We start from the raw sequence: 23022 nt of genomic DNA, 5'->3' as shown, positions 1-23022 counted from the left end.
AATCTCACGGAACCGATCGACAATCTTTCGGCAAAGATCACGAAGGACGTCAGACCCTGGCTTCCCCGGCAGGAGGGATGGCGCGCCCGGAGAGATTCGAACTCCCGACCTAATGCTCCGGAGGCATTCGCTCTATCCAGCTGAGCTACGGGCGCACATTCTTAGCATACTACACACCTTTGACAGTTGCGCTGCTCCGCGTTCTGATAGAAAAGCAGTCAAGGAGAGTTACCCCTATGCGCCTGAAACCCTCAGCAAAATTGTTGTCTTCGATCGCCCTGGCCGCCTTCATGTCCTGTGCCATGGCCTTGGCCCAGAGCAGCAAACCACCTCTCAGCCCTCCTGCACAGGCCAGCGTTTCTCTTGCCGGGCATACCATCACGATTGACTATTCAGCGCCCTCGATGCGTGGCCGCAAAATTTTTGGCGGGCTGGTCCCCTATGACAAGGTATGGCGTACCGGTGCCAACGCCGCCACCACCCTCAAAACGGACGTCAATCTCAGGATTGGTGACCTGGGCGTCCCCGCCGGCACTTACACCCTCTACACCATTCCCGAAGAGCATGGGTGGACACTCATCGTGAACCGGCAAACCGGCCAGTGGGGCACTCAGTATGACCAGAGCAAAGACCTTGGCCGGGTAAAGATGAGCGAAGGCGTGGTCCCCAGCAATCCGGTCGAAACCTTCCAGATCCGCTTTGAAAACACGAAAGGCAATACCTCGGAACTGCACCTGCGCTGGGAAACGACCAACGTCTACGTCAGCGTTACCGCCGTACCGTGAAGGCCCCGAGACCAGACATTTTTACTGGAGTGATGTGCAGGGAATTTCCCCGAAAATTGCTATCCTGAAAATAAGGGCACAAAACCGACCGACCGTTTCATGATCCGTTATGGAGGTCCCTTCGTTTACCGAGGGGACCTTTCTGATTTTTGCAGCCGAAATATATTATTTTCAATCATTTGCAATCAAGTTGTTTCTTTTCAATATTTTGAAAATAAGTCTCTTCTTTTCAAGAATTTAAGCAAATTCAAATCACGCCTCAGGAAGAGCGCCAGGAGACGAATTCGACTCGTTCGAACGCTTTGGAACCGAGAGTCCAAGCTCCGCCATTGCCAGTTGGAGATCTTTCCAGGCTTCCTTTTTCTGGCGCGGGTCGCGCAGCAGATACGCCGGATGATAGGTCACGACCACCTTGGCCCCGCGCACTTCATGCAGTCTTCCCCGCAGTCCGCCTAAGGCAGACTTGCTGTTCAAAAGATAGGTGGCCGCCGTTGCGCCGAGTGCAACAATCACCTCCGGACGGAGAATATCAATCTGCCGGAAGAGAAACTGCGAGCAGGTTGTGGCTTCCACAGGCTCCGGTGTGCGGTTTTGTGGAGGTCGGCACTTGACGACGTTGGCAATATACACCTGCTCCCGCTTGAGGCCCATGGCCGAAATCATGTTATTGAGCAGCTGCCCGGCCCGGCCCACAAAGGGACGTCCCTGCATGTCTTCATCCGCGCCTGGTCCTTCGCCAACGAAAAGAAGGCGGGCATTCGGGTCCCCTTCACCAAAAACGATGGTATGCCGGCCCAGAAATGCCAGCGGACAGCGCGTGCATTCGCCGATCTCCTGCTGGACCAGGCGCAGGGCATCGGCCCGTTTTTCCGGCGAAAGGACTTCGGTGGCGTCAACGAACAACTCTGCAGCGGGTGCGGGTCGGGCCTGGGTCCTGGACATGAGATCTTCGGGTTCCGGCTCCGGGATTTCGGAGCAGCTTACATTCCTCTCGGGATTTCCTCGGCGGTAAAACTCTCCAACACCGAGATCGCGGTAATAACGTAGACGTGCTGCCAATGCCTGCTGCATTTCAGGAGTGAGAGACATCAGGGTCACTGCTCCGCTACAACCTTCTGGGGCCTGCGCAGCGACATGACCTCTTCCAGGATCCGGTCGGCCAGTTCCCGCTTGGTCATCTCAGGAAATTCGATGGCTGTCTGCCGGGTGAGAAACGTCACCGCGTTGCGATCGGAATCAAAGCCAATCCCCTCGCGGGAGACATCGTTCAGCACAATGGCGTCGGCCCCTTTGCGCAGCAGCTTATCGCGGCCGTGGACCAAAGCATTTTCAGTCTCGGCTGCAAACCCGATCACAAGCTGGCCTTCGCGCCTCCGCTGCACGACTTCAGCCAGGATGTCCTCGGTTGGCTGGAGTTCAATCGTCAGAGGCCCGGAACGCTTCAATTTCTGCTCGGCCTGGACCACCGGACGGTAGTCCGCCACGGCTGCGGCCTTGACGATGATCGTAGCTTCCGGCAAGCGGCCCAGCACAGCAGTCCGCATCTCTTCGGTTGTCGTCACAGGAACGACCTCGCAGCCAAGCGGTGGACGCAAGGCCGTGGGCGCACTGACCAGTACCACCTTCGCTCCCCGTCGCAGGGCGGCCTCTGCCAGGGCATAGCCCATCTTCCCGCTGGAACGGTTTCCCAGAAACCGCACCGGATCGATAGACTCGCGGGTGCCCCCGGCCGTAATCAGCACCGTCTCGCCGGCCAGATCATTGCGGCGATGGAGCACATCCAGTACGGCCCGCAGGATCGCATCTGTCTCTGCCAGCCGTCCGCTGCCGACCATTCCGCAGGCTAGCTGGCCGCTTTCCGGAGGCACAATCCGGACGCCACGGTCTTCAAGCAGCCTGAGGTTGGCCTGCGTCGCCGGGTGGTTCCACATATTCACGTTCATCGCCGGGGCCAGCACCACCGGCGCAGGAGTCGCCAGATACATCGTCGTCAGGAAATCATCTGCAAGCCCCTGCGCAAACTTTGCCACAAGATTTGCCGTCGCCGGAGCCACAACCAGTGCATCGGTGGAAATGGCCGTATCAATATGCTCAATCGCTGAGGCCGGGTTTTCTTCCTCGGGCCCGTCATTCCATAAACTGGTGATGACCCGGTGCCCGGTCAGCGAGGCGAACGTAAGCGGCTGAATAAACCGCTGAGCCGCTTCCGTCATCACAACGTGAACATCCAGCGCCTGGCGCTGAAATGCACGGACCAGTTCTACCGCCTTGTAGGCCGCAATTCCACCCGAGACCCCGACCGTGACTTTCATACAAATGAGATTTTACGCTGGATTCCTATTCAATGCTCCGCCAGACCCGGCCGCGCATGGAGGACCGCTACACTCAGGGTCCTGTAGCCCCATCCCGGTCCGTGACCTCGGTGAGTTCTGCCAGCTTCTGCGCAAGTTCCGGGGTCCATGCATTTTCCGGGCAGCGCCAACCCCAGTTGTTTTCCGACTGCGACGGTATGTTCATGCGCGCCTCAGAGCCGAGTTCCAGAATGTCCTGAGCAGGAAAGAGACAGATATCGGCCACGGAACTGGCTGCGGCACGAATGAGCGGCCATACCACCCCGTCGGCCGTCGGTCCCAGATAGGCTTTTACAGCGGAGCGTTCTGCCTCGGTTGCGCCATTTTCCCACCAGCCGCGGGTCGTGTCGTTATCATGAGTGCCCGTGTAGACCACGGTATTCTTCTCAAAGCGATGAGGAAGGTAATTATGTGCTCCTCGATTGGAGAAACCAAACTGCAAGACTCTCATACCCGGAAAACCAAACTCTTCGCGGAGATGGTCCACTTCCGGGGTAATAACTCCCAGGTCTTCGGCAAGAAACGGCAGTTCGCCCAGAGCATCTTGCAGCCGTCGAAATAATGCCTCACCCGGGGCCTTGACCCATTCCCCGTTCACCGCCGTTTCTTCTTCTGCAGGAATCGCCCAATATGCTTCAAAGCCGCGGAAATGGTCCAGACGGATCAAATCATAAAGCGCATGGGCACGCCGGATGCGGTCCACCCACCAGTCAAAGCCGCGCTGCGCAAGCACCTCCCACCGGTAAAGCGGATTTCCCCATCGCTGTCCTGTTTTGCTGAAGTAATCCGGAGGCACTCCAGCCACACGCAGGGGTGAGAGGTCTTCCTTCAGCTCAAAAATGTCTGGATGTGTCCACACGTCCGCGCTGTCATAGCTGACAAAAATCGCCACATCGCCGATAAATCGAATGCCCCGTTCAGCGCAGTATCGGCGCAGCTCTGCCCATTGCTCGTCAAACGCAAACTGAATAATCCGCTCTACGGCCAGCTCTTCACTGTGCTCCTGGTCAAACCGGGCCAGCGCTTCCTTGTTCCGATAGGCCAGCTCCCCGGGCCAGGTGTTCCAGCTTGTAAAGCCGAATTTACGACGTAGAACCGTGAACCGAACAAAATCGTCCAACCATGTTCCGTTCGTGCGGCAGTAGTCTTCAAATCGCGACCACTGTTGCTGATGATGCGGCTTGCTGTGGTCATGAAGAAAGTTACGTGCGGCCTCTCGTAGCAATGGGACCTTCTGCTGCCCTACGACATCAAAGCGTACATTTCCTGATCGCCCCTCCAGACCGGCAATCCTGGCACCATCCATCCAACCCCAGTCTGAAAGCTTCTCCAGACTAACAAGCAGTGGATTTCCGGCAAACGCTGAGAGCGCCGCATACGGTGAATTCCCGTAGCCGGTAGGGCTGAGCGGAAGGACCTGCCAAAGCCGTTGTTTTGCGGCGGCCAAAAAATCAGCAAAAGCGTAGGCCGCAGGGCCCAGATCGCCAATACCGCCATAGGAAGGCAGGGATGTGATGTGAAGCAGAAGTCCGGAGGCCCGTTCAGATGGCATAGAAGAATGTCCTTTGAAAATGAAAAGACCCGCATTCGAGAGATTCTCCAGTGCGGGTCTTAGTTGCCTTCATTCAGATTGCTAGGACTGCTGCACTCGCCGGTTGATCCGGATGCGGCCTTCCTTTTCATACTTTTCCATCAGGCTGGAAAGAAAAACTTCATACATCTGGTCCCGCTGCTGGTTCAGCAAAGCATCGCGCGTAGATTCAAAGTTTTTCTTAATGTCGTCCGGAGTAGGAAGCTGCTTGTCCAGCAGTTTGGCGACGACTCCTGTACGGCCGGTGTTGATGGCCTTGCTGATTTGCCCTGGAGTGAGATCAAAGAGTCCAGGGGCCACGGAGGAAAGCTGTCCTACGTCAGGTACCTGAGCATCGCGGCCCACCAGATCACTGGTCTTGACCGTGGCCCCGACTTCCTTCGCTGCCTTTTCGAGATCGTTCTCGGCATGGGCCTTGTCGGCAAGTTCATTCGTCTTACGGGCCAGCAACTGGGGCAGCTGCTCGTCCCGGTAGTCGTCCAGCACATGCGACTTGTATTCCTCAAACGTAGGGGCATGGGCGGATTGAATGTCCTTCACCTGGAAAACGGCATATCCGTCTCCGATGGATGCTACCAGAGGTGCCGATCCAGGTTTGGCGGAAAACGCGCTGCTCAGGAGCTGGGAGCCATCGGCAAGCCCCGGGACAATGGCAGATTGTTCCAGGTAGTCGGTGGTGACCACCTGCAGGTGATGCGCCTGCGCCGTCTTTTCCAGCCCGCTCTTCTGGGCTTCCTGAGCAAGCTGATTTGCAAATGCCTGCTCGGCCTGGGCTTCTTTCTGGCGCGTGAGCATCGCCACAATTTCCGGCTTCACTTCATCCAGGGGACGGGTATGGGCCGCCTGCTTCTCTTCAGTCTGAATGATGTGATAACCGTATTTGGTGCGGACCAGATCCGAAATCTGCCCGGGCTGCAATGCAAAGGCGGCCTTGTCAAACTCCGGGACCGTTACACCGTGCTTGATAAACCCAAGTTCCCCGCCCTGGTCCTTACTGCCAGGATCATCTGAATATTTCTTGGCCAGGTCGGCAAAGTTTGCACCATTGTGCAGCTGCTTCAGAATGTCTTCTGCCTTCTGCTTTGCCGCAGCATCAGCTTTGGCATCGGCATTTGGATCCACCTTAATCAGAATGTGACGGACTTTGACCTGGTCGTCTACGTGATACTCGCTCTGGTGCTGGTTATAGTACTGCTGCACCTCCGCGTCCGTAACCTGAGGCGCTCCTCCGGGAAGATTGGCTGTGGTAAAAGCAACATATTCGATCTTGCGCTTCTCCGGAATGGCCCGGGCATAGCGCGCAGCATTCTGCTTAAAGAAGGCTTGCAGCTCAGTGTCAGTAGGATTGATTTGCTTGCGCAGGTCGTCGGCGCTGAGCACTGCATACTGAAACTTGATTTTGGTGGCCTGCTGCGTATAAGCATCCCGTACCTGCTGGTCGGAAACCGTGACACCAGCTGTAATCAATGCCCGCAGACGTTGCTCCGTCAGCTCCTTCTTAAGCTCACTCTCAAATTTTTCGCGGGAAATCCCAAAGTTTTCAGAGACCAGGCTGGCATATCGGTCGTCGCCGATGTATTGGCCATTCGGAAACAGCACCTGTCCCCACATCCCTGTATGCAGGAAATTCCGCAGATCGTCGTCTGTCACATGGATTCCCAGACGCCGGGCCTCCTCCAGCTCAATATGCTGCTGGATCAGCCCCTGGCCGACGCGCTGCACCATGTATGGCAGCACAAAGTCAGGAAGCTGCTGACGCTGCATCATCCGTTGCGCAATCATCTGCACATCTTGCATCGGGACCTGATCTCCCGAGCCAAAAAAACGCCCGAAGACCCCGCCGCTGCGAATGGTGGCGTACGTATCAGAACCTGTCGTGGTATCGCTGAAGATACCAGGAACGAGTGTGATCACCATCGTGATGCAGGAAACAGCGATGATGACAATAAAAATCCATTTGACGATGCGGCTGTCTTTTTGAAGGAAACGAATCATGAATGCTTGCGGCCTTTAGCTGTAGGAACGTGAGTATCGGATTGATTATAAATCAGCAGGCATCTTCCTCAGGCCGTCTCCAACGTGATGACGGTAATCTCAGGGGGGCAATTCAGCCGGAATGGGACCCCCACCGCGCCAATGCCTCGATTGACATAAAGCTGCATCGGGCCTACCTGAAAATGCCCCGCAAGATAGTTTTTTCCCAGCGGCGGAAGATACACAGGGGGCACAAAGGGAAGACGTACCTGTCCACCATGAGTGTGGCCGGAAAGCATGAGTTGGTACCCATGCTTTGCGGCTTCCGGGGCCACATCCGGCTCATGGGCCAGAAGGATGACAGGCTCGCCATCCGCCTTCGCCGTCTTGGGAAAGGCCTTGACGAAGTCCGGCTTTGGCTTTCCCTCAAGTGCGTCTGTCGTACCGGCCAGCCAGAAGCGCTTTCCTTCGCGCTCCATCGGGATGGATTCATTCGCCAGCACTGGAATTCCATGTGTGGTCAGCGCGTCGGTGACTGCCTCCTGCCCCACCACTCCGTCATGGTTTCCCAGAATGGCATACCGCACCTGGCAATGAACATGTGTCAACAGTTGACCGCATTCATAGGCCCATTGGACCGCCCGTTTACTCTGGATGGGTCCATAGCTCACAAAATCGCCTGTCAGAACCACCAGATCTGCCTTCAGGGCATTTACCTGATGTAAAACCAGCCGAAGGAAGGAGGGCTCGGTGAATTCCATGATGTGGATGTCAGAAATCTGTATCAGGCGAAAGCCTCGAAAGACCTCCGGCAGGCCCGGAATCCTGATGGTGAGAGGGACGACATCAATCTCGTGGCGCGCAATTTCACCAGCGTAAAGCCCCAACCCGGCAGCAGACAGGGCGGAGAGTCCAAGGAAACGGCGGCGGGTAAGAACGGGCTTCTTTTCAAGCGTTATAACGCCCATTACATAATGATACTGGCAGGATTCACAACAAGAAACCCATTTTGCGCTTTCGTTACACTAAGAGTTCCGCAACAGAGAAAATCCAGGAGCATAAAGTTGCCATATCGCCTGTTATGTGTCACAGCGCACCCGGATGACGAGAGCGGCGCTTTCGGAGGTGCTCTTTTGCTGGCCCATGCCCAGGGTGCCCTGACCAGCGTCGTGTGCCTGACCGAAGGGTCTGCGGGCAGTTTTCGCGGCGAGGGCACCAGCGATGAAGAGTTGGCGCGGATCCGGAGGCAGGAGATGGCCGCGGCGGCGAAGGTTCTGGGTATCACCCATTCCGAGGTGATGCATTTTCCAGACGGAGCGCTCGACCGGCAGGACTTTTTTGAGCTGGTGGCGGTTCTGGTGGCCAAAGTACGGGCATTTCGTCCTCATGTCGTACTCACCTTTGGCGGAGAGGGAGGCGTCAACCTGCATCGGGACCATACGGTTGTCTCTCTGGCGACAACGGCGGCCTTCCATTGGGCAGCACGCAGCGCGATCTTTCCCGACGCCGGGCCGCCCTATGCTCCGCAGAAGCTCTACTACTCCAGCCCGCCATTCATCTCCGTATTCCAATCAAACGAAGGCGCCGATACAGCGCGTGTGCCACATTCGCTCACTCTGGAATTAGGTAAGTGGAAGGAAAAGAAAATAGAAGCTTTCCGCCAGCATGTGACCCAGCATGGAGTGCTTGAGCGCGTCAGCAGCTTTATCGACAAGGCCTTCGGATATGAGCGGTACCTGCTGGCAGCGTCGAAAAGCAAGGACCTGCTGGAAGATACGGGGTTGTTTGCAGGGGTGACGGAGGACTAGCCCTTTAGCCCTTACGCATTTCTCCAGCACCTGGATACAACTCTCGGTTCCTAGTAGATTCTGAAGTTTACTTCTACGTTTACTTCCACTGGAACCGGATGTCCCTGAAACATCGCAGGCTTGAATTTATATTGCTTGACCGCCTCAACGGCCTTTTCGTCCAACCCCATACCCAGCGGACGGACAACATGCACATTCTGCGGGTTGCCCTGCGCATCGACAATCAGAGCGACAACACAGATGCCCTGATATTTGGCCCGGCGGGCTTCGTCAGAGAACTCCGGATCAGGTGCATAAATCACCTGCGGGGCAGAGACACCTCCACCCGGATGATAGATTCCGCCACCCGTGCCGCCACCAGAGCCAGGTCCGATACCGTTTCCGTTCCCAGGACCGAGGCCGCCACCACTCCCTCTGCCAAATCCCGAACCTGCCCCCTGCCCCTGAGACGCCAACGCAACCTGGCTGGATTGCGGGATGCCTAGATTCGGCATATTGGTGTCCGGCATCTTGATGTTGGGCATGACAACAGTCGGGGGCACCGGGATCTTCGGTTTGTCCACCAGCAGTTTCTGGGGTGGAGTAATCTGCTGCTTGTCAAACTTCGGCAACTTGCCCTTCGAAGCATCCACCAGTTCGTGGTTTCCGCCGCCACCGCCGCCACCCATGACGTCCTTCGCCGGGGCCATCGGAATGTAGGGAGATACGTCCACTGCGGTCACCTGGGTCTTCTGTACGGGTTTGGCGTGGATCCGCATTTCGATGATGGCCAGCACAATCAAACCGATGACCAGGGCGTGCGCAAGGATTGAATAGGCACTGGATTTCGGGTCCCGCTTTATGTTCAGCAGCGCAGTTGTTTCGGCCGGCTTGGAGGTCAGCTCCAGTGGTGGGAGCTTCTTGGGAAAGAGGGCGTCCTGGAGATTGGCCCAGAGAGATTTCCAGATGGGCTCTTCTTCGATGGTCTCCACCAACTCCCCGTTTGTGTCGGGTTTTGAAGTCAACTGCAGTGGAGGCTGCTTGGCAGAAAAGGCGTCGCGCAGGTTCCTCAGAAGAGACTGCCACATAGAGCCGTCAGCTTCGATAAGAAGTTCTGGCTCTTCTTCCTGAGGCCGGCTTTTTCCTGGCTCCAGTTCCGGAGGTGTCAAAACCTGATTGCCCATAGCACTTCACAGTCAGGGGAAAAAGCATGTACCCGACCGTATCTCTCCATTATGGACGACGTGTGTGCCGCTTGTCTTGAAAGTTCTTTTCCTGCTGTCATCTTCAGCGGAACACCTTCTACTCTGTTTTTTGAGCGGAACGCGGAAGTTGCTACTTGCTGCGCCGCCCTGTCACCGGCCTGATTCTTCCAATATAGACGATGGAAGCATCACAAAGTTACGTCCTTAAACAGATACAATATTGTTTTACCTTTATCAAATATTTTCCCCTGGGAGAAGGAATGTCCTCCAAACCTGAATCCGGCAGCCCGTACCCTGCGCTCAAGGAGACCCTGACGCTGCCGCATACTGATTTCCCCATGAAGGCCAATCTGCCTCAGAACGAGCCTCTCCGTCTGAAAAAATGGGCCGAGGAAAATCTTTACGCCCAGATCCGCAAAGAAAGGAAAGGCTCCCCGCGTTATCTTCTGCATGATGGGCCGCCTTATGCAAACGGGCCGATCCACCTGGGTCACGCGCTGAACAAGTGCCTGAAGGACTTTATCGTCAAATCAAAAACAATGGCGGGGTTTGATGCCCCTTACATTCCCGGTTTTGATTGTCATGGCTTGCCCATCGAAATCAAAGTGGACGAACAATTTGGCCGCAAAAAGCTGGAGATGTCCTCCACTGAATTTCTGCGTGCCTGCCGTGAATATGCGCAAAAGTATGTGGACCTCCAGACAAGCCAGTTTGTCCGGCTGGGTGTCTTCGGGCAGTGGGAGAAGCCTTACCTCACCATGTCCCGACAGTACGAAGCAAAAACTCTTGAGATTTTCTACCGGTTCTTTGAGCAGGGTTTTGTCTATAAAGGCCTGAAGCCCGTTTATTGGTGCATCCACGATCGCACGGCACTGGCAGACGCAGAAATTGAATATGAGATGCATACCAGCCCCAGCGTTTACGTGAAATATGCACTCACCAGCGATCCGGCAGGCATTGATCCTACACTGGCCGGGAAGTCGGTCTCGACCATCATCTGGACGACGACTCCCTGGACGCTGCCTGCATCGCTGGCGGTTGCCTTTCACCCGGAGCTGGAGTATGTCGGGCTGGAACAGGCCGGTCAAGTCTATATCGTGGCTGCTGCGCTGGCCCCGTCGGTACGTGACAATTGCAAACTGGCAGATGCACGAGAAATCGCGCGATTTAAAGGGAAAATGCTGGAGTACGCTACCTTTCAGCACCCGTTTCTCGACCGCAGCATCCTCGGCGTCCTCGCCGATTACGTCACTACGGACCAGGGCACGGGCGCAGTCCACACGGCGCCGGCGCATGGAGCCGACGACTTCTACACCGGGGCAAAATATGGATTAGACCAGGCCTGCAATGTTGATCACGCGGGCCGTCTCCGGAATGGGCTGCCAGAATATGATGGCCTATCGGTATTCAAGGCCAATGGTCCCATCATTCAACTGCTGGAAGCGCGCGGCGTCCTGTTAGGCCGTAACGAAATTTATCATTCTTATCCGCATTGCTGGCGTTGCCACAACCCGGTCATCTTCCGGGCGACGGAACAGTGGTTCATCGCCATCGATACGCCGATGCTGAAGGCTGATGGGACGAGGACCACTTTCCGCCAGCTGGCTCTGGACCAAATCCGAAATCATATTCAGTGGGACCCGGCCTGGGGCGAAGACCGTATCGCGAACATGATTGAAACCCGTCCCGACTGGTGCATCTCACGCCAGCGTATCTGGGGGGTTCCGATTGCGGTCTTTCTCTGCAATCAGTGCCATGAGCCCTTGAAAGACCCGGCGCTGAATCGCAACCTGGTTACTCTGATTGAAGAGGAAGGGATAGAAGTTTGGCACACGCGCGAGGTGGAAGAACTTCTACCTGCGGCAACCAAATGCCGGTGCGGCTCCAAAAGTTTCCGCAAAGAGATGGACATTCTTGACGTCTGGTTTGACTCCGGCGTTAGCTGGCACGCCGTGCTTGAGGCCGAACCCGACCTTGCTCCACCTGCCGATCTTTACTTTGAAGGGGGAGACCAATACCGCGGCTGGTTCCATACTGCCCTGCTTACATCGGTTGCAGTCAGTGAAAAGCACCAGGCGCCGTATACGATGGTGGGCACCTCAGGCTGGACCCTGGATGAACAGGGCCGCGCGATGTCGAAATCGTTGGGCAATGTGGTGGACCCTGTGGACATCGCCAATCGCCTGGGAGCTGAAACGGTGCGTTTGTGGGTGGCCTCGGTTGACTTCCGAGAGGATGTTGCGGCCAGCGAAAATCTTATGCAGCGTATTGCGGACAACTATCGCAAGCTGCGCAACACCTTCCGCTTTCTGCTGGGCAACCTGCATGGATTTGTCCCGGCTGAACACGCACTACCCTATGCAGACCTGTTGCCGCTGGACCAGTACATCCTGGTACGCACGCGAGAACTGGCGGAAAAAGTGTGTGGCCAGGACGGCAAGGGTGGATGGTATGGGGACTTTCAGTTTCATCGTGCTTACCATGCCATCAATGAGTTCTGCATTGTGGACCTGAGCGCCATCTATCTTGATGTTCTGAAAGACCGTATGTACACTTTCGCCCCAGTCAGTCTCGCCCGCAGGTCCGCGCAAACGGTCCTGTGGAAAATTGCTGAAGCGTTGGTGCGCATGGTCGCCCCGATTCTGAGCCTTACGGCAGATGAGGTCTGGCAATATCTGCCACGGTCAGAAGGCCGGCCTTCCAGTGTTCATCTGACACATTTTTATACGCCAGACCAGATTGCTCCGGCCCATCCTGAGCTGCTGGATGACTGGAAGAAGCTCTTTACAGTACGCGATGAGGTCTTGAGAAGTCTTGAAGAGGCGCGCAAAGAAAAGCGGATTGGCAAATCGCTGGAAGCGAAAATCCGGATTGCCGCGGACACAGATACTCTGGTGCTCCTGAAAACCTATGCATCCAGTCTGAAAGAGCTGTTCAATGTCTCTCAGGTAGAAATCCAGCCCGGACCCGCCGCTGCGGTGGAGGTAACAACTTTGCCTGCCGATGGCACAAAGTGCGAGCGCTGCTGGAATTTCATGTTGGATGTGGCCCCCTTTGGCGTATGGCCCAAGGTCTGTGCCCGCTGTGCAGAGGCTTTGGAACAGATGGGGTATCAGCAAACTGTAAGTGTGTAAGGCACATTTGGAATGCAACTGATTTCCGGAAATTTTGGCCCATTTTTCTCTAAAAAAGGACCTGAGCTTGAATAAAGACCGTCGCGGCATCCTCCTGCTGATTGCCGCATTCATCATCGCGCTGGACCGCTGGACGAAAGTTCTGGTTACAAGACATATTCCGGAGGGGGATCTGAAGACCGTTGTGCCGGGATGGTTCTGGATTTCACATGTTCTCAACCCGGGTGCTGCCTTCAGCCTCTTTTCTAATTCAGCTTCGCCGGAGCGTACGCGTTGGATGCTCATCAGCTTCTCGCTTGCTGCTGCTCTGGCGATCCTCGTCTATTTCCTGGCCAAAAGACGCCCCCTTTCGGCAGTCAACTTTGCTCTGTCACTGATTCTGGGCGGTGCTATCGGAAACGTCTGGGACCGCCTTCGCTATGGCGTAGTCACGGACTTTCTTCTGGTGCAGCTACATTTCGGACACTGGAGTTACCACTGGCCTGACTTTAATGTCGCTGACTCTGCGATTTCCTGTGGTGCAGTCCTCATCCTGCTTGATTCCCTGCTTTCAAAAAAACAATAAGCGTGCGATCCTCAGACGGCAATCCTGAAATGGAACTTCCGTCACAGGTCAATAAATCAACTTCAGTGAGAACTGTATCTGCCGCGAGTTCCCTGCGGTTTTGTTGATTTCTCCAAAACCTGTGCCAGCGAGTGTGTTTGCCGGCAGGCCCATATTTACGATGTTCAGGAGATTAAAAAATTCCGCACGAAACTGAAGGTCCATGACCTCACTTCCACTCTGCCGTGTGCCGAAGGGAGTGTTCTTGATCAGCGCAAAGTCATAATTGTAATAAGCAGGACCACGGAATGTATTGCGTCCAAGCAGTCCGAATCGGCCGCTGTTTGGCCCAGATCCTCCGGGCAGATGGATCGGAATCACAAAAAACGATGCGTTGTTTTTTCCCAGTCCAAAGTAATCTTCGCGGACTTTGCGCGCGGTAGAGAGATGTGGCTTTGCGATCTGGTCTGGGCGGTCTGCTCCATTCGATCCAGCACCCGTCTGCTGAATGCCTGAATACACGGTGAATGGGGCCCCGCTGCTGATTCCTGACACACTCAGAAGCTGCCATCCTGCAGTGAGCTTCTTCGTCACGGGATGAAGCCATTCCACCGCATCCAGACGAAGGTCTTGCGCGACGCTCAGGTTAAACGAGTGGGCCACATCAAAAGTGGAAGGGCCCTTCTCCGCTCGCGTATTGAAGGGATCCTGGGGGGCGGTTTGCACAGCTGCGCCTGTAGATCCAGTGCCTCCGCCGATAACGGTACTCACATCATCCAGCGACTTTGACCACGTATAACTGGCCTGAACTCCCGGCCCTCCATGCTGCACTGTACCCTGAAGCGAGGCCTGCAAAGCATGATAGGTCGAATGCGAGGTATCATCCACGACCGTCTCTACCCCAAAGCCGCCAGTCACATTTCCCTCACCATCAAACTGGGTGTGGGGAGCAAATTCTGGCGTTGCTCCTGGAAACGCATTGGGATAATTCATACGCGGCAGCTTGACTCCGGCAGTCCCCACATATCCAAGATTGGCAGTAAGATTTCCCAGTTGCCGCTCAATTCCCAGAGTCCAGGTTTCCAGATAGCCATTGCCGAAGGAACGGTCGATCCCGCCAAGGTTCAGCGGCACAATCTGGTGCGCGGGAGAAAGCGCAGCCATGTCCCGTTCATAACGGTCTACATCAAAGATCGTATTTGCAGGGACCTTCTTGGTGTCTCCGCTGGCAAAAATGTCTTGTCCCGAAAGTGAATAGGCATGAGGCAGCTGGTCAGGCGTAATCTGAAAACCATAATGCAGCTGCGCTCCTTTTGTGACGCTCAGGTGTGGGTAGATCACGAATGGCGTCGAACCGGTCAGTGAGTTGTCCTGCCAGATGTTGGGCGGAATCGTCGTGATGCCTCCCCCAACCCGCAGATGGGTCTTGGTTGTCATCAACCAGTCGAGCTGTACACGCGGTCCCAGGCCGTTAGCATTCGTCTGATATGCCGGCTGCGGATTCACCACAAAACGCTGGATTCCATTCACATTCAGAAACCCTGAGGTGCGCTTGGCACGTTCTGCAATGGGTGCGTACACCTCATAGCGCAAGCCATAGTCGAGTGTAAAACGGTCGGAAATCTTCCATGTGTCCTGCACGTAAACGGAAAAATTGTTTCGGTTAATCGCAGCAGGACCGATATGAGGTCCGCTTGAAAAATAAGGGGGCGCCACCGCCACATTGTAGGAAAAAGGACTGCCGGTGAGCAGTGCGGTCAGCGTGTCGGGCAGGGGATCTCCGGGATGAATCTCATGAGTGCCACTCTGGGAATGAATTTCCACCGGAGAGTACACGACACCGCCGCCAAAGTCATACTCGCCATTCACACTCACTCCAAAATAAGTGGTATCGCGATTGAGACGGACTTCTCCACCCCATTTCCAAGTATGGTTTTCTGCGATCAAGGAGAAATTCTGACGCGCCTGAAAGAGATTCCCAAAGGCAGTCATCACAGACCCCCCGGCAGAATTGAATGCCTGGAAGAGCCCATCATTAAATTTCACCGCTGGATCTGTATGGTTCGGTGTAGGAAAGGAGGGGGTGGTGCGAGTAAAGCTGATGGAAGATTCAAAAGAGTAATGTGGTGAGACGGTGCGTGTATAAGTCAGCACGGCGTTGCGCTGCCGGTCTGTGTATTCCACAGCAAAGCTGGGATCGATCGCAGTTTCGTCTGGGTTTGTAGTGGGTCCATTCAAATTGTCATATGTAAATCGTCCAAAGATACTGGACTTCTCATCGATCTTTTGATCAATCCGGACAGAAAACTGGTCGGCATTGGTGGACACATTGGAGGATGTTGCAAAGGTGTGTTCACCAAATGGCCCCGCGGCGTAATTCGGTAAGGGGTATCGGGCCAGGACCCGTGCAATTTGCGCATCCACGGGAACATACAACACATCGCCGGGATAGGCAGTTGCATTGATACCGGACCGCTCCTCCGCGGTAGGAACAGCAAGTACTTGTGTCGTCCCCAGCACCTGCCGGAAGCCCTGGTACTCTCCGAAATAAAAGGTCTTTCCGCGACCGTCGTAAATTCCGGGCAAGACCACGGGACCGCCATTCGTAAATCCAAACTCATTTCTGCGAAAAGGCGGAATCCGACCATGTGGCGGATGATCAAAGTAGTTCCGCGCATCAAGGGCCGAATTGCGGAGAAATTCAAAGAACGATCCATGAAAGCCACTCTGGCCGGACCGCGTAATGATGTTGGTAAAGCCCGCAGCTCCTCTGCCGATCTCTGCCGGCATCCATCCTGAACTGGATTCGATCTGTTCGACGGCATCCACGTTAAAGTTGGTGAAGGTGCCACCACCCATTTCCGGGTCGCTGATATCTGCGCCATCCATGGCGAAAGTCGCCTCCACGCCGCGCTGGCCGTTAATGGCAAACTGCTGCGTGAAATTGGTGGCCCCATTTACGTCGGTCATGGTACCGGCGGCAAGAAGAAGTAATTGGCTGAAGTCCCTTTTATTCAGCGGAAGCTCGCTGACGGTCTTGCTGGAAAGCTGCTCGCCTCCGGTGGCCTCCTGGTGGGCAGCCTGCGGAACAATGGACAGCGTCCCGTTGTTCTGCAGGACGATGACAACGGGCAGACCAGCTTGAGGCAGGATGGACGCATTGCTGCTGAACCTGGCCCCGCTCATCTGTACAGAAATCCGATATTCTTCCGGCTCTGGCCCCTGTACGGAAAACCTTCCATCCGTCGCGGTGACGGCGGTGTAGTCATGACCTGTCCCGGTGAGTGTAAGTACGGCCCCACTGACTGGGGAGCCATCCTCTCCGCGCACCACACCTCTCCATGCAAAAGAGCTTGTTTGTGCAAATGCGAAAGGAAAAATGCTGATGGCCAGCAAAAGTACCAGCTTGATAGGATGTATACGCCTCACCTCGGAAAAAGCCCAGCCTTCTGTTTTTTTTAGCGGGAGGGCGAAACATGGCCACCCCTCATTTCACTGGCCATTATATGGGCAGGTTTTTCCGTTTCACAATGGTGCTCTCTGCCGTCAAGGTGAGACAAACCGTTTGTCTATGTAAAGAAATGCGCCCTGGATGACAACCAATCCAGGGCGTTTTTTATTTGCCTGCGGTCGTTGCAGGAGTAAACTTCTGCACCTTGCTGTGCTTTGTGGAGTAGGTGAAATAGATAATCAGGCCGATAACCAGCCAGATACTGACGACAATCCAGGTGAGCGTGGGCAGACTCGCAATCAGATACAGGGCGCTGGCGATTCCCAGAATCGGCACAATAGGAACAAGAGGTGTCCTGAATGGGCGTTCCAGTTCAGGCTGGCGAACGCGCAGAATCCATACACCCGCGGAGACGATTGCAAAGGCCAGCAATGTGCCCATGTTCACCATGGCGCTCAGCTTATCAATCGGGAGCAGTGCAGGCAGAAATGCAACAATTGTGCCTACAACAATATTGGAAATCCAGGGCGTGCGGAATTTCGGATGAATGGCCCCCGCCCACTTCGGCAGCAAACCATCCCGCGACATCGAATAAAAGACACGCGACTGTCCCAGCAACATCACCAGCATGACCGTACCCAGGCCGAACACAGCGCCAATCTTCACCAGGATGCCACCCCACCGCACTCCGGTAGCGTCAATTCCAATGGCGACCGGCTCGGCCACATTCAGGGTTTTGTAGCTGACAAGTCCTGTCAGGGTGAGTGATACAGCAATATAGAGAATGGTGCAGATGACGAGAGAGCCGAGAATACCTATCGGCATGTCCCGTTGCGGGTTTCTGGCTTCCTGAGCAGCAGTGGAAACAGCATCAAATCCGATATAGGCAAAGAAGATGGAGGCCGCCCCAGCTGCGATGCCACTTATCCCGTACTGTCCCGGTCCCTGCTTCGGAGGAATAAACGGGTGCCAATTCATCCGTGCCAAATCAGGGTGTTGCAGCAGATATCCGATGCCCAGCACAAGAAAGATGCCTACCACGCCAACTTTTACAAACACAATGGCAGAATTGAGGTTGGCCGATTCCTTGATGCCAATCACCAGGACCATCGTCACTACGGCAATGGCAACGAAGGCAACAATGTTAAAAAGGCCCGTTACATGCGGAAGTCCCGTGAAGTCTACTCCCGGGGGCAGAGATGCTTTCGGCATCCAGCGATGGTCATAGAGATAAATCACATTGCCATAAGTTGTTGTAAAGCGCGCAAGCGAAGCCGAGGGTGTAATCCCTAACTGCTCAATCAGGCTCAGAAAATATCCTGCCCAACCCGAGGCAACGGTTGCTGCGCCGAACGCGTACTCCAGGCACAGGCACCATCCGATCACCCATGCAACGAGTTCGCCCAGCGTTGCGTATCCGTAAGTGTAGGCCGACCCTGCAATCGGAATCAGAGAGGCAAATTCCGCATAGCAGAGTCCGGCAAAGGCACACGTAACACCGGCCAGGACAAAGCTGAGGGCAATAGCAGGTCCTGCATGGAGCGCGGCGGCCTGGCCAGTCAGGACAAAAATACCCGCCCCAATGACCGCACCAACACCCAATGTAATCAGGTTAATCGGACCAAGGGAACGTTTGAGGGTATGCTCTCCCTCTTCAGCAGCTTCCTGCCTGAGCTTTGAGAGCGGTTTGATTGCAAACAGATTTGCCATGTACGAGCGCTTTCCCTTTCCAAACATCAATCTTGTATTCTTACCTGCCTGCGGCGCGACCAGACCATGAACACCGGGATCCCCAGCAGAACAATCAGCAAACCTGGCCACGTGTACTGCGGCTTATAGCGCAGCAGTATGATGCAGATCCAGGCCGCCATCACAATGTAGATCGCGGGCAGAACTGGATATCCTAACGCACGGTAAGGACGTTCGGCATCTGGCCGACGCTTTCTCAGCACATACAGACAGGAAATCGTAAGAATGTAGAAGACCAGTTCCGTACAGATAATGTAATCCAGCAACTGGCTATAAGACCCAGTCAGGCACAGGAAGCAGGTCCACAGGGCCTGGATCACCAGCGCCCAGATCGGCGTTTTAAAGCGCGGATGCAGACGGCTTGTCGACTGAAAAAAAAGCCCGTCACAACTCATTGCATAGTACACGCGGGCACCTGCCAGAACCAGTCCATTCGCGCATCCGAAGGTCGAAATCAGAATGGCCCCGGCCATTAGAAATGCCCCGCTGCGGTGGAAAATCTGCTGCAGAACCACCGTGGCCACACGGTCCTCTGAGGCATACTGAATGCCGCGCGACAGCGCCGTGGCTCCATTAGGGTCCCCATGCAATGGCAGCGCGCAGAGGTACACAAAATTTGCCGCGATATACAGCGCAATGACGATGACCGTTCCCAGCACCAAAGAAAGCGGCAGATTCCTCTTCGGGTCTCGGATTTCGCCTGCTGTATAAGTCACATTGTTCCAGGCATCTGCTGAAAATAAAGATCCGGTCTGCACAATGGCAAGAATGGCGAAGAGTCCCACCATGGCAATCGGGCCGCCCACCCCCACCTGAACCGGATGCAGCGAGTGCCACGAAGCGTTCTGCCAGAAGTTAGCCCCGAAATTTGATGCTATGGCGGCCGGGTTACGGCCAAACAAAAACCCTACCACTACTAGCCCCAGCAAGGCGGCTGTTTTTGCGGTCGTAAAAATGTTCTGGACCAGCGCGCCCAGACGTACCCCAAGAATGTTGATCCCGGTCAGCAAGAGCACAATGATGATCCCGGTCAGATTTGCTGTGTTCAGTCCAATTTCCATATTGCCCAGGACCATTGGGCCAACACGCACGGCCGGAACATGCCCCAGATGCACCAGCCAGTGGGAAGACGAAACTGCGGGCACAAAAACACCAAGGAATTTACCAAAAGCCACCACCACGGCAGCAATGGTTCCTGTTTGAATGACGAGAAAAAGCGTCCATCCAAAAAGAAAGCCCCACATGGGGCCCAATGCTTCTCGCAGATACACATATTGTCCGCCCGCAGTCGGCATCATCGCCGCAAGCTCGCCGTAGCTGAGTGCGCCGATCATTGTCATCACGGCAGTGACTACCCAGGCCGCAATCAAGAGAGCGGGAGAACCTACTCCACGGCTGATTTCACTCGGAACGATAAAAATTCCCGACCCGATCATGGAGCCGACTACAATGGCCGTCGAACTGAAAAGTCCAAGTCTTTGCGCCAGATGTGGAGCTGCGGAATGCGTCTGTGTTGAGGTCCGGGTACTTGTGCTCACTTCTTGATGTTCTACAGAAAAAATAAGGACTTAGCCATCATTTTCTTACGAAATGGCCTTGGCAATGATGGTATCAGCAAAATCAATCTGCCAGATTTGCAGAACTGCTCGCTAAGTAAAACAGCCGACGCCGCCCAGATGCCAAAGGTCCCTATTAGCCGGTATGATGTGCTACATGCAGATTCTGCTCTATTCAGCACCCTGGTGCCGCGACTGTAGGGAAGCCAAGCGCTTTCTTGATGAAAACGGAATTTCCTATACTGAAATTGATATTGAAACAGTGGACGGGGCGGCGGAAGAGGTCTTGCGCCACGTGGGGAAACGCGCCATTCCCCAGCTTGTGATTGATGGAAAATGGTTCCAGCCGTACCGCCCGGGGCACGGGCTTCTTTATCACGAGATGCGGGAAGTGCTGGGACTCACAGTCGTGCGCTGACAGCCCCTCAAAATGTCGTCTTTTTCCGTACCCGCCTTAACCCGCCGCATCCATGCTTTCTTCGACGCGCTGTATGTTCGCTGTACGGAACGGTAGCCGGAGTTTTCTGATACGTTCCTGTTTTGTTTCGCGTTCATGAGAGCGCAGTCGTGCCTGCAGCATATCTTCCAGTGACAGAATACCGACGACTTTTCGAGTGCCTGGTTCGATGACCGGCAATACAAAAATCTTCAAGGCTGCCATGCGCTCGGCCACGGAGCGCAGCGTCTCATCCGGATAGGCAATCTCTGCCTCTTTCCAGGGCAGAGCAGAATCGGAGGGATGCGTCGCAACATATCGCTCAAGCATGGCCCGTGTCACGATGCCCTGGAGTTTTCCATTTTCATCGACAACCGGATACAGTCTTTGGCCCTTTCGGGTCTTGCCTGCCTCGACCGGTTTCCCCGGCCTGCGGTCTTCAATCCACCGCTTGACATCTCCGATGCGCGCTCCGGAAGGAAGGGCCACAACGCTGGAATGCATGACCTGGGACACGGTCATGATCTCCAATGGATCAACACTATATTCACGGCTGAGATGATATCCCCTACGGCTCAGCCGCTCTGTGAGAATCGAGCGTCTTTGGAACAGCACCGTAAAGGCATGTGCAGCCACTGAGGCGGCCAGTAAAGGCAGCATCAGACCATAATTGTGGGTCAGTTCCATGCTTAGGGCGGCGGCCGTCAATGGACATCCGATGGCCCCGGAAAGGACCGCAGCCATTCCCACCAGAGGCCACGCTCCCACCTGGATAAAAGGCAGACCATGACCCACTAATGCGCCCAGAGCTCCGCCAATCATCAGCAAAGGGGCAAGAATGCCGCCCGATGTCCCTGATCCCAGAGAAAAAGCCCAGATGATGCTTTTCACAATCAGCACGCCGGCAATCAGCTGCCATGCAGCGTTGCCAGCGATCAGGGAGTCGATGACATCGTAGCCAGTACCCAAAGCACGCGGGAAAATCAATCCGCCCAAGCCGATGACCAGGCCGCCAATTGCCGGCCACCACATCCAATGCACCGGCAGGTGCTCCTCAAAGAAGTCTTCACTCGCATAGACGGCGCGACTTAGCAGCAGAGCGGCCAGGCCTCCCAGTACACCCAAAAGTAGAGCCGCCGCGACTGCGCGGGGACCGACCGTCATGTTGTACAGTGACATGGGAAACAACGGTCCTGGCCCGAGCAGATGCCGACGCAGTACACCTGCCGTTGTTGCAGCCACGGCCACGGGTACAAGACTACGCGGCCTCCACTCAAAAAGAAGCAGTTCGACTGCCAATAGAACGGCCGACAGCGGTGTGGAGAAGACCCCGGTCATGCCCGCAGCAGCCCCAGCGACCAGCATGGTGGTCCGCTCGGCATCACTCAATTTAAACAGCTGCCCCAGCAGGGAGCCGACCGAGCCTGCCGTCATAATGATGGGGCCTTCAGCTCCAAAGGGACCTCCGGATCCAATGGCAATTGCAGCCGAAAGCGGTTTGAAGACCGCCACCTTCCCGTCTACTTTTGCGCCATGAATCAGAATGGCTTCAATAGCCTCAGGCATCCCATGCCCGCGAATCTTTTCTGAGCCGTATCGGGCCATGAGGCCAATCAGGACACCTCCGGCCACGGGGACCAAGACGGCAAGCCAGTGTAAATGGTTTTCTGCAGGAGAGATAAACTGCCAGCTCAGACGATGAAAGTAAAACAGGTTGGTGGCCGCGTAAATCAAATGCAGGAGCAGATATGCCAGTACGGAACCTGCTCCGCCCAGCACCAGTGCCAGTCCGCTAAGCACAAGCATCCGAGGATCTGCCGTGAAATCACGCAGATGAGAGCGGAATGCAGAAACAGTCCTGTCTGGGTTTGTGGCCTTTTCTGAGATTGTCATTGCCGTGCCGGCCTTTTTCCCCCGGTAGATGTCTGTTTCATACTCAACACTCGACGCAGTGCCCGGATGAGTTCCGGCCCTGTTTGTTCCAGCTCCTGAAGATGATGATCCGCCAGAGAAGCGAGTATCTTTTCGCCAAGCGAGGTCACTCGCAACAGAATACGGCGATGGTCTGTGGGATCAGGGCAGCGGCGTAACAACCCCTGTTCGATGGTACGGTCCACGAGCTCGACCGCACTGTTGTGCTTCAGCAACATTCTCGCCGCGACATTGGCAATGGTCGGGTCCAGTTCCCCAGGCATGCCGTAGACACACTGGAGTAATTGATATTGCTGATGTCGCAATCCGGCATTTTCTGCGGCCAGATGGCTGAAATGCAGGAAGCGACGGAGCTGGAAACGGAACTCGGCCAGACGCTGAAATTGCTCTACGCTTAGGCCGGCCGGCCTTGGCCCTCCACTGTCCTCAACACGGGAAGCGGAAGCTGCCTGCGGCTGTGTGGCAGAAACCATGAATATATCGTATCACGACTATCTCGTATCACGATATATCTGCAAAGAGCCATC

The 23022-nt window shown here is 55.3% G+C and carries 16 protein-coding genes and 1 tRNA gene; 5 read left to right on the top strand and 12 right to left on the bottom strand.

Annotation, left to right across the window (positions count from 1 at the left end; genetic code table 11):
• Positions 1 to 78 precede the first annotated feature (78 nt).
• A tRNA-Arg gene (locus N655_RS0113030) sits at positions 79 to 155 on the bottom strand.
• Positions 156 to 236: 81 nt separating this feature from the next.
• Between N655_RS0113030 and N655_RS0113025 the strand changes: the two genes are divergently transcribed.
• The gene (locus N655_RS0113025; protein ID WP_026443336.1) at positions 237 to 785 is read left to right on the top strand and encodes a DUF2911 domain-containing protein; all 549 of its coding nucleotides are present in this window, start codon (positions 237 to 239) and stop codon (positions 783 to 785) included.
• Positions 786 to 1037: 252 nt separating this feature from the next.
• Here N655_RS0113025 and N655_RS0113015 read toward each other — a convergent pair whose 3' ends face one another.
• The 5 genes from N655_RS0113015 to N655_RS0112995 form a co-directional block, all read right to left on the bottom strand.
• A complete protein-coding gene (locus N655_RS0113015) occupies positions 1038 to 1874 on the bottom strand; it encodes a uracil-DNA glycosylase (protein WP_026443335.1) in 837 nt (278 codons plus the stop codon).
• A gap of 5 nt (positions 1875 to 1879) precedes the next feature.
• Positions 1880 to 3097 (bottom strand): bifunctional phosphopantothenoylcysteine decarboxylase/phosphopantothenate--cysteine ligase CoaBC, encoded by a 1218-nt coding sequence (gene coaBC / locus N655_RS0113010; protein ID WP_026443334.1) that lies wholly within the window; start codon positions 3095 to 3097, stop codon positions 1880 to 1882.
• 73 nt (positions 3098 to 3170) lie between these two features.
• On the bottom strand, positions 3171 to 4709 hold the full coding sequence (malQ, locus tag N655_RS18940) for a 4-alpha-glucanotransferase (RefSeq protein ID WP_285222261.1): 1539 nt from the start codon (positions 4707 to 4709) through the stop codon (positions 3171 to 3173).
• 60 nt (positions 4710 to 4769) lie between these two features.
• Positions 4770 to 6722 carry a peptidyl-prolyl cis-trans isomerase gene (locus tag N655_RS0113000; protein WP_026443333.1) on the bottom strand — a complete coding sequence of 651 codons (1953 nt, stop codon included), beginning with the start codon at positions 6720 to 6722 and terminating at the stop codon, positions 4770 to 4772.
• A gap of 68 nt (positions 6723 to 6790) precedes the next feature.
• The gene (locus tag N655_RS0112995; RefSeq protein WP_026443332.1) at positions 6791 to 7669 is read right to left on the bottom strand and encodes a metallophosphoesterase; all 879 of its coding nucleotides are present in this window, start codon (positions 7667 to 7669) and stop codon (positions 6791 to 6793) included.
• Positions 7670 to 7765: 96 nt separating this feature from the next.
• Here N655_RS0112995 and N655_RS0112990 point away from each other — a divergent pair, with 96 nt between their 5' ends.
• Positions 7766 to 8509 carry a PIG-L deacetylase family protein gene (locus N655_RS0112990; RefSeq protein WP_044934672.1) on the top strand — a complete coding sequence of 248 codons (744 nt, stop codon included), beginning with the start codon at positions 7766 to 7768 and terminating at the stop codon, positions 8507 to 8509.
• A 50-nt stretch (positions 8510 to 8559) separates the two neighbouring features.
• Here the strand turns inward: N655_RS0112990 and N655_RS0112985 are convergent, their stop codons facing one another.
• Positions 8560 to 9672 carry an energy transducer TonB gene (locus N655_RS0112985; RefSeq protein ID WP_026443330.1) on the bottom strand — a complete coding sequence of 371 codons (1113 nt, stop codon included), beginning with the start codon at positions 9670 to 9672 and terminating at the stop codon, positions 8560 to 8562.
• A 281-nt stretch (positions 9673 to 9953) separates the two neighbouring features.
• On the opposite strand from N655_RS0112985, the gene ileS reads away from it, so the two are divergent.
• A complete protein-coding gene (ileS, locus tag N655_RS0112980; RefSeq protein WP_026443329.1) occupies positions 9954 to 12827 on the top strand; it encodes an isoleucine--tRNA ligase in 2874 nt (957 codons plus the stop codon).
• Between the two features lie 67 nt (positions 12828 to 12894).
• Complete coding sequence (lspA, locus tag N655_RS0112975; RefSeq protein WP_238324731.1) at positions 12895 to 13392, top strand: signal peptidase II; 498 nt, start codon at positions 12895 to 12897, stop codon at positions 13390 to 13392.
• A 48-nt stretch (positions 13393 to 13440) separates the two neighbouring features.
• On the opposite strand, the gene N655_RS0112970 is transcribed toward lspA, so the two are convergent.
• The 3 genes from N655_RS0112970 to N655_RS0112960 all read right to left on the bottom strand — a co-directional run bounded on the left by N655_RS0112970 (position 13441) and on the right by N655_RS0112960 (position 20109).
• On the bottom strand, positions 13441 to 16701 hold the full coding sequence (locus N655_RS0112970) for a TonB-dependent receptor (RefSeq protein ID WP_238324729.1): 3261 nt from the start codon (positions 16699 to 16701) through the stop codon (positions 13441 to 13443).
• Positions 16702 to 16987: 286 nt separating this feature from the next.
• Positions 16988 to 18532 (bottom strand): amino acid permease, encoded by a 1545-nt coding sequence (locus N655_RS0112965; RefSeq protein WP_026443326.1) that lies wholly within the window; start codon positions 18530 to 18532, stop codon positions 16988 to 16990.
• A gap of 26 nt (positions 18533 to 18558) precedes the next feature.
• The gene (locus N655_RS0112960; protein WP_026443325.1) at positions 18559 to 20109 is read right to left on the bottom strand and encodes an APC family permease; all 1551 of its coding nucleotides are present in this window, start codon (positions 20107 to 20109) and stop codon (positions 18559 to 18561) included.
• A 166-nt stretch (positions 20110 to 20275) separates the two neighbouring features.
• Between N655_RS0112960 and N655_RS0112955 the strand changes: the two genes are divergently transcribed.
• Complete coding sequence (locus N655_RS0112955; protein WP_026443324.1) at positions 20276 to 20545, top strand: glutaredoxin family protein; 270 nt, start codon at positions 20276 to 20278, stop codon at positions 20543 to 20545.
• A 36-nt stretch (positions 20546 to 20581) separates the two neighbouring features.
• Here the strand turns inward: N655_RS0112955 and N655_RS18935 are convergent, their stop codons facing one another.
• Together N655_RS18935 and N655_RS18930 are read right to left on the bottom strand one after the other, a co-directional pair.
• Positions 20582 to 22456: a chloride channel protein gene (locus N655_RS18935; RefSeq protein WP_044934666.1), complete on the bottom strand. Its 1875-nt coding sequence runs from the start codon at positions 22454 to 22456 to the stop codon at positions 20582 to 20584.
• A complete protein-coding gene (locus tag N655_RS18930) occupies positions 22453 to 22968 on the bottom strand; it encodes a MarR family winged helix-turn-helix transcriptional regulator (RefSeq protein ID WP_081823718.1) in 516 nt (171 codons plus the stop codon). Before N655_RS18930 ends, N655_RS18935 begins: the two co-directional genes overlap by 4 nt.
• Between the last annotated feature and the right edge of the window lie 54 nt (positions 22969 to 23022).

Origin of the sequence: Pseudacidobacterium ailaaui (assembly GCF_000688455.1) — a bacterium.
Classification (GTDB): domain Bacteria; phylum Acidobacteriota; class Terriglobia; order Terriglobales; family Acidobacteriaceae; genus Pseudacidobacterium; species Pseudacidobacterium ailaaui.
This window is presented reverse-complemented; position numbering and strand designations above follow the sequence as displayed.

Excerpts from the sequence above, each read along its gene's own strand:
- N655_RS0113025 (WP_026443336.1), top strand. The coding sequence starts at position 237 with ATGCGCCTGAAACCCTCAGCAAAATTGTTGTCTTCGATCGCCCTGGCC.
- N655_RS0113015 (WP_026443335.1), bottom strand. The coding sequence starts at position 1,874 with ATGTCTCTCACTCCTGAAATGCAGCAGGCATTGGCAGCACGTCTACGT.
- coaBC (WP_026443334.1), bottom strand. The coding sequence starts at position 3,097 with ATGAAAGTCACGGTCGGGGTCTCGGGTGGAATTGCGGCCTACAAGGCG.
- N655_RS0113000 (WP_026443333.1), bottom strand. The coding sequence starts at position 6,722 with ATGATTCGTTTCCTTCAAAAAGACAGCCGCATCGTCAAATGGATTTTT.
- N655_RS0112995 (WP_026443332.1), bottom strand. The coding sequence starts at position 7,669 with ATGGGCGTTATAACGCTTGAAAAGAAGCCCGTTCTTACCCGCCGCCGT.
- N655_RS0112985 (WP_026443330.1), bottom strand. The coding sequence starts at position 9,672 with ATGGGCAATCAGGTTTTGACACCTCCGGAACTGGAGCCAGGAAAAAGC.
- ileS (WP_026443329.1), top strand. The coding sequence starts at position 9,954 with ATGTCCTCCAAACCTGAATCCGGCAGCCCGTACCCTGCGCTCAAGGAG.
- N655_RS0112965 (WP_026443326.1), bottom strand. The coding sequence starts at position 18,532 with ATGGCAAATCTGTTTGCAATCAAACCGCTCTCAAAGCTCAGGCAGGAA.
- N655_RS0112955 (WP_026443324.1), top strand. The coding sequence starts at position 20,276 with ATGTGCTACATGCAGATTCTGCTCTATTCAGCACCCTGGTGCCGCGAC.
- N655_RS18935 (WP_044934666.1), bottom strand. The coding sequence starts at position 22,456 with ATGACAATCTCAGAAAAGGCCACAAACCCAGACAGGACTGTTTCTGCA.
- N655_RS18930 (WP_081823718.1), bottom strand. The coding sequence starts at position 22,968 with ATGGTTTCTGCCACACAGCCGCAGGCAGCTTCCGCTTCCCGTGTTGAG.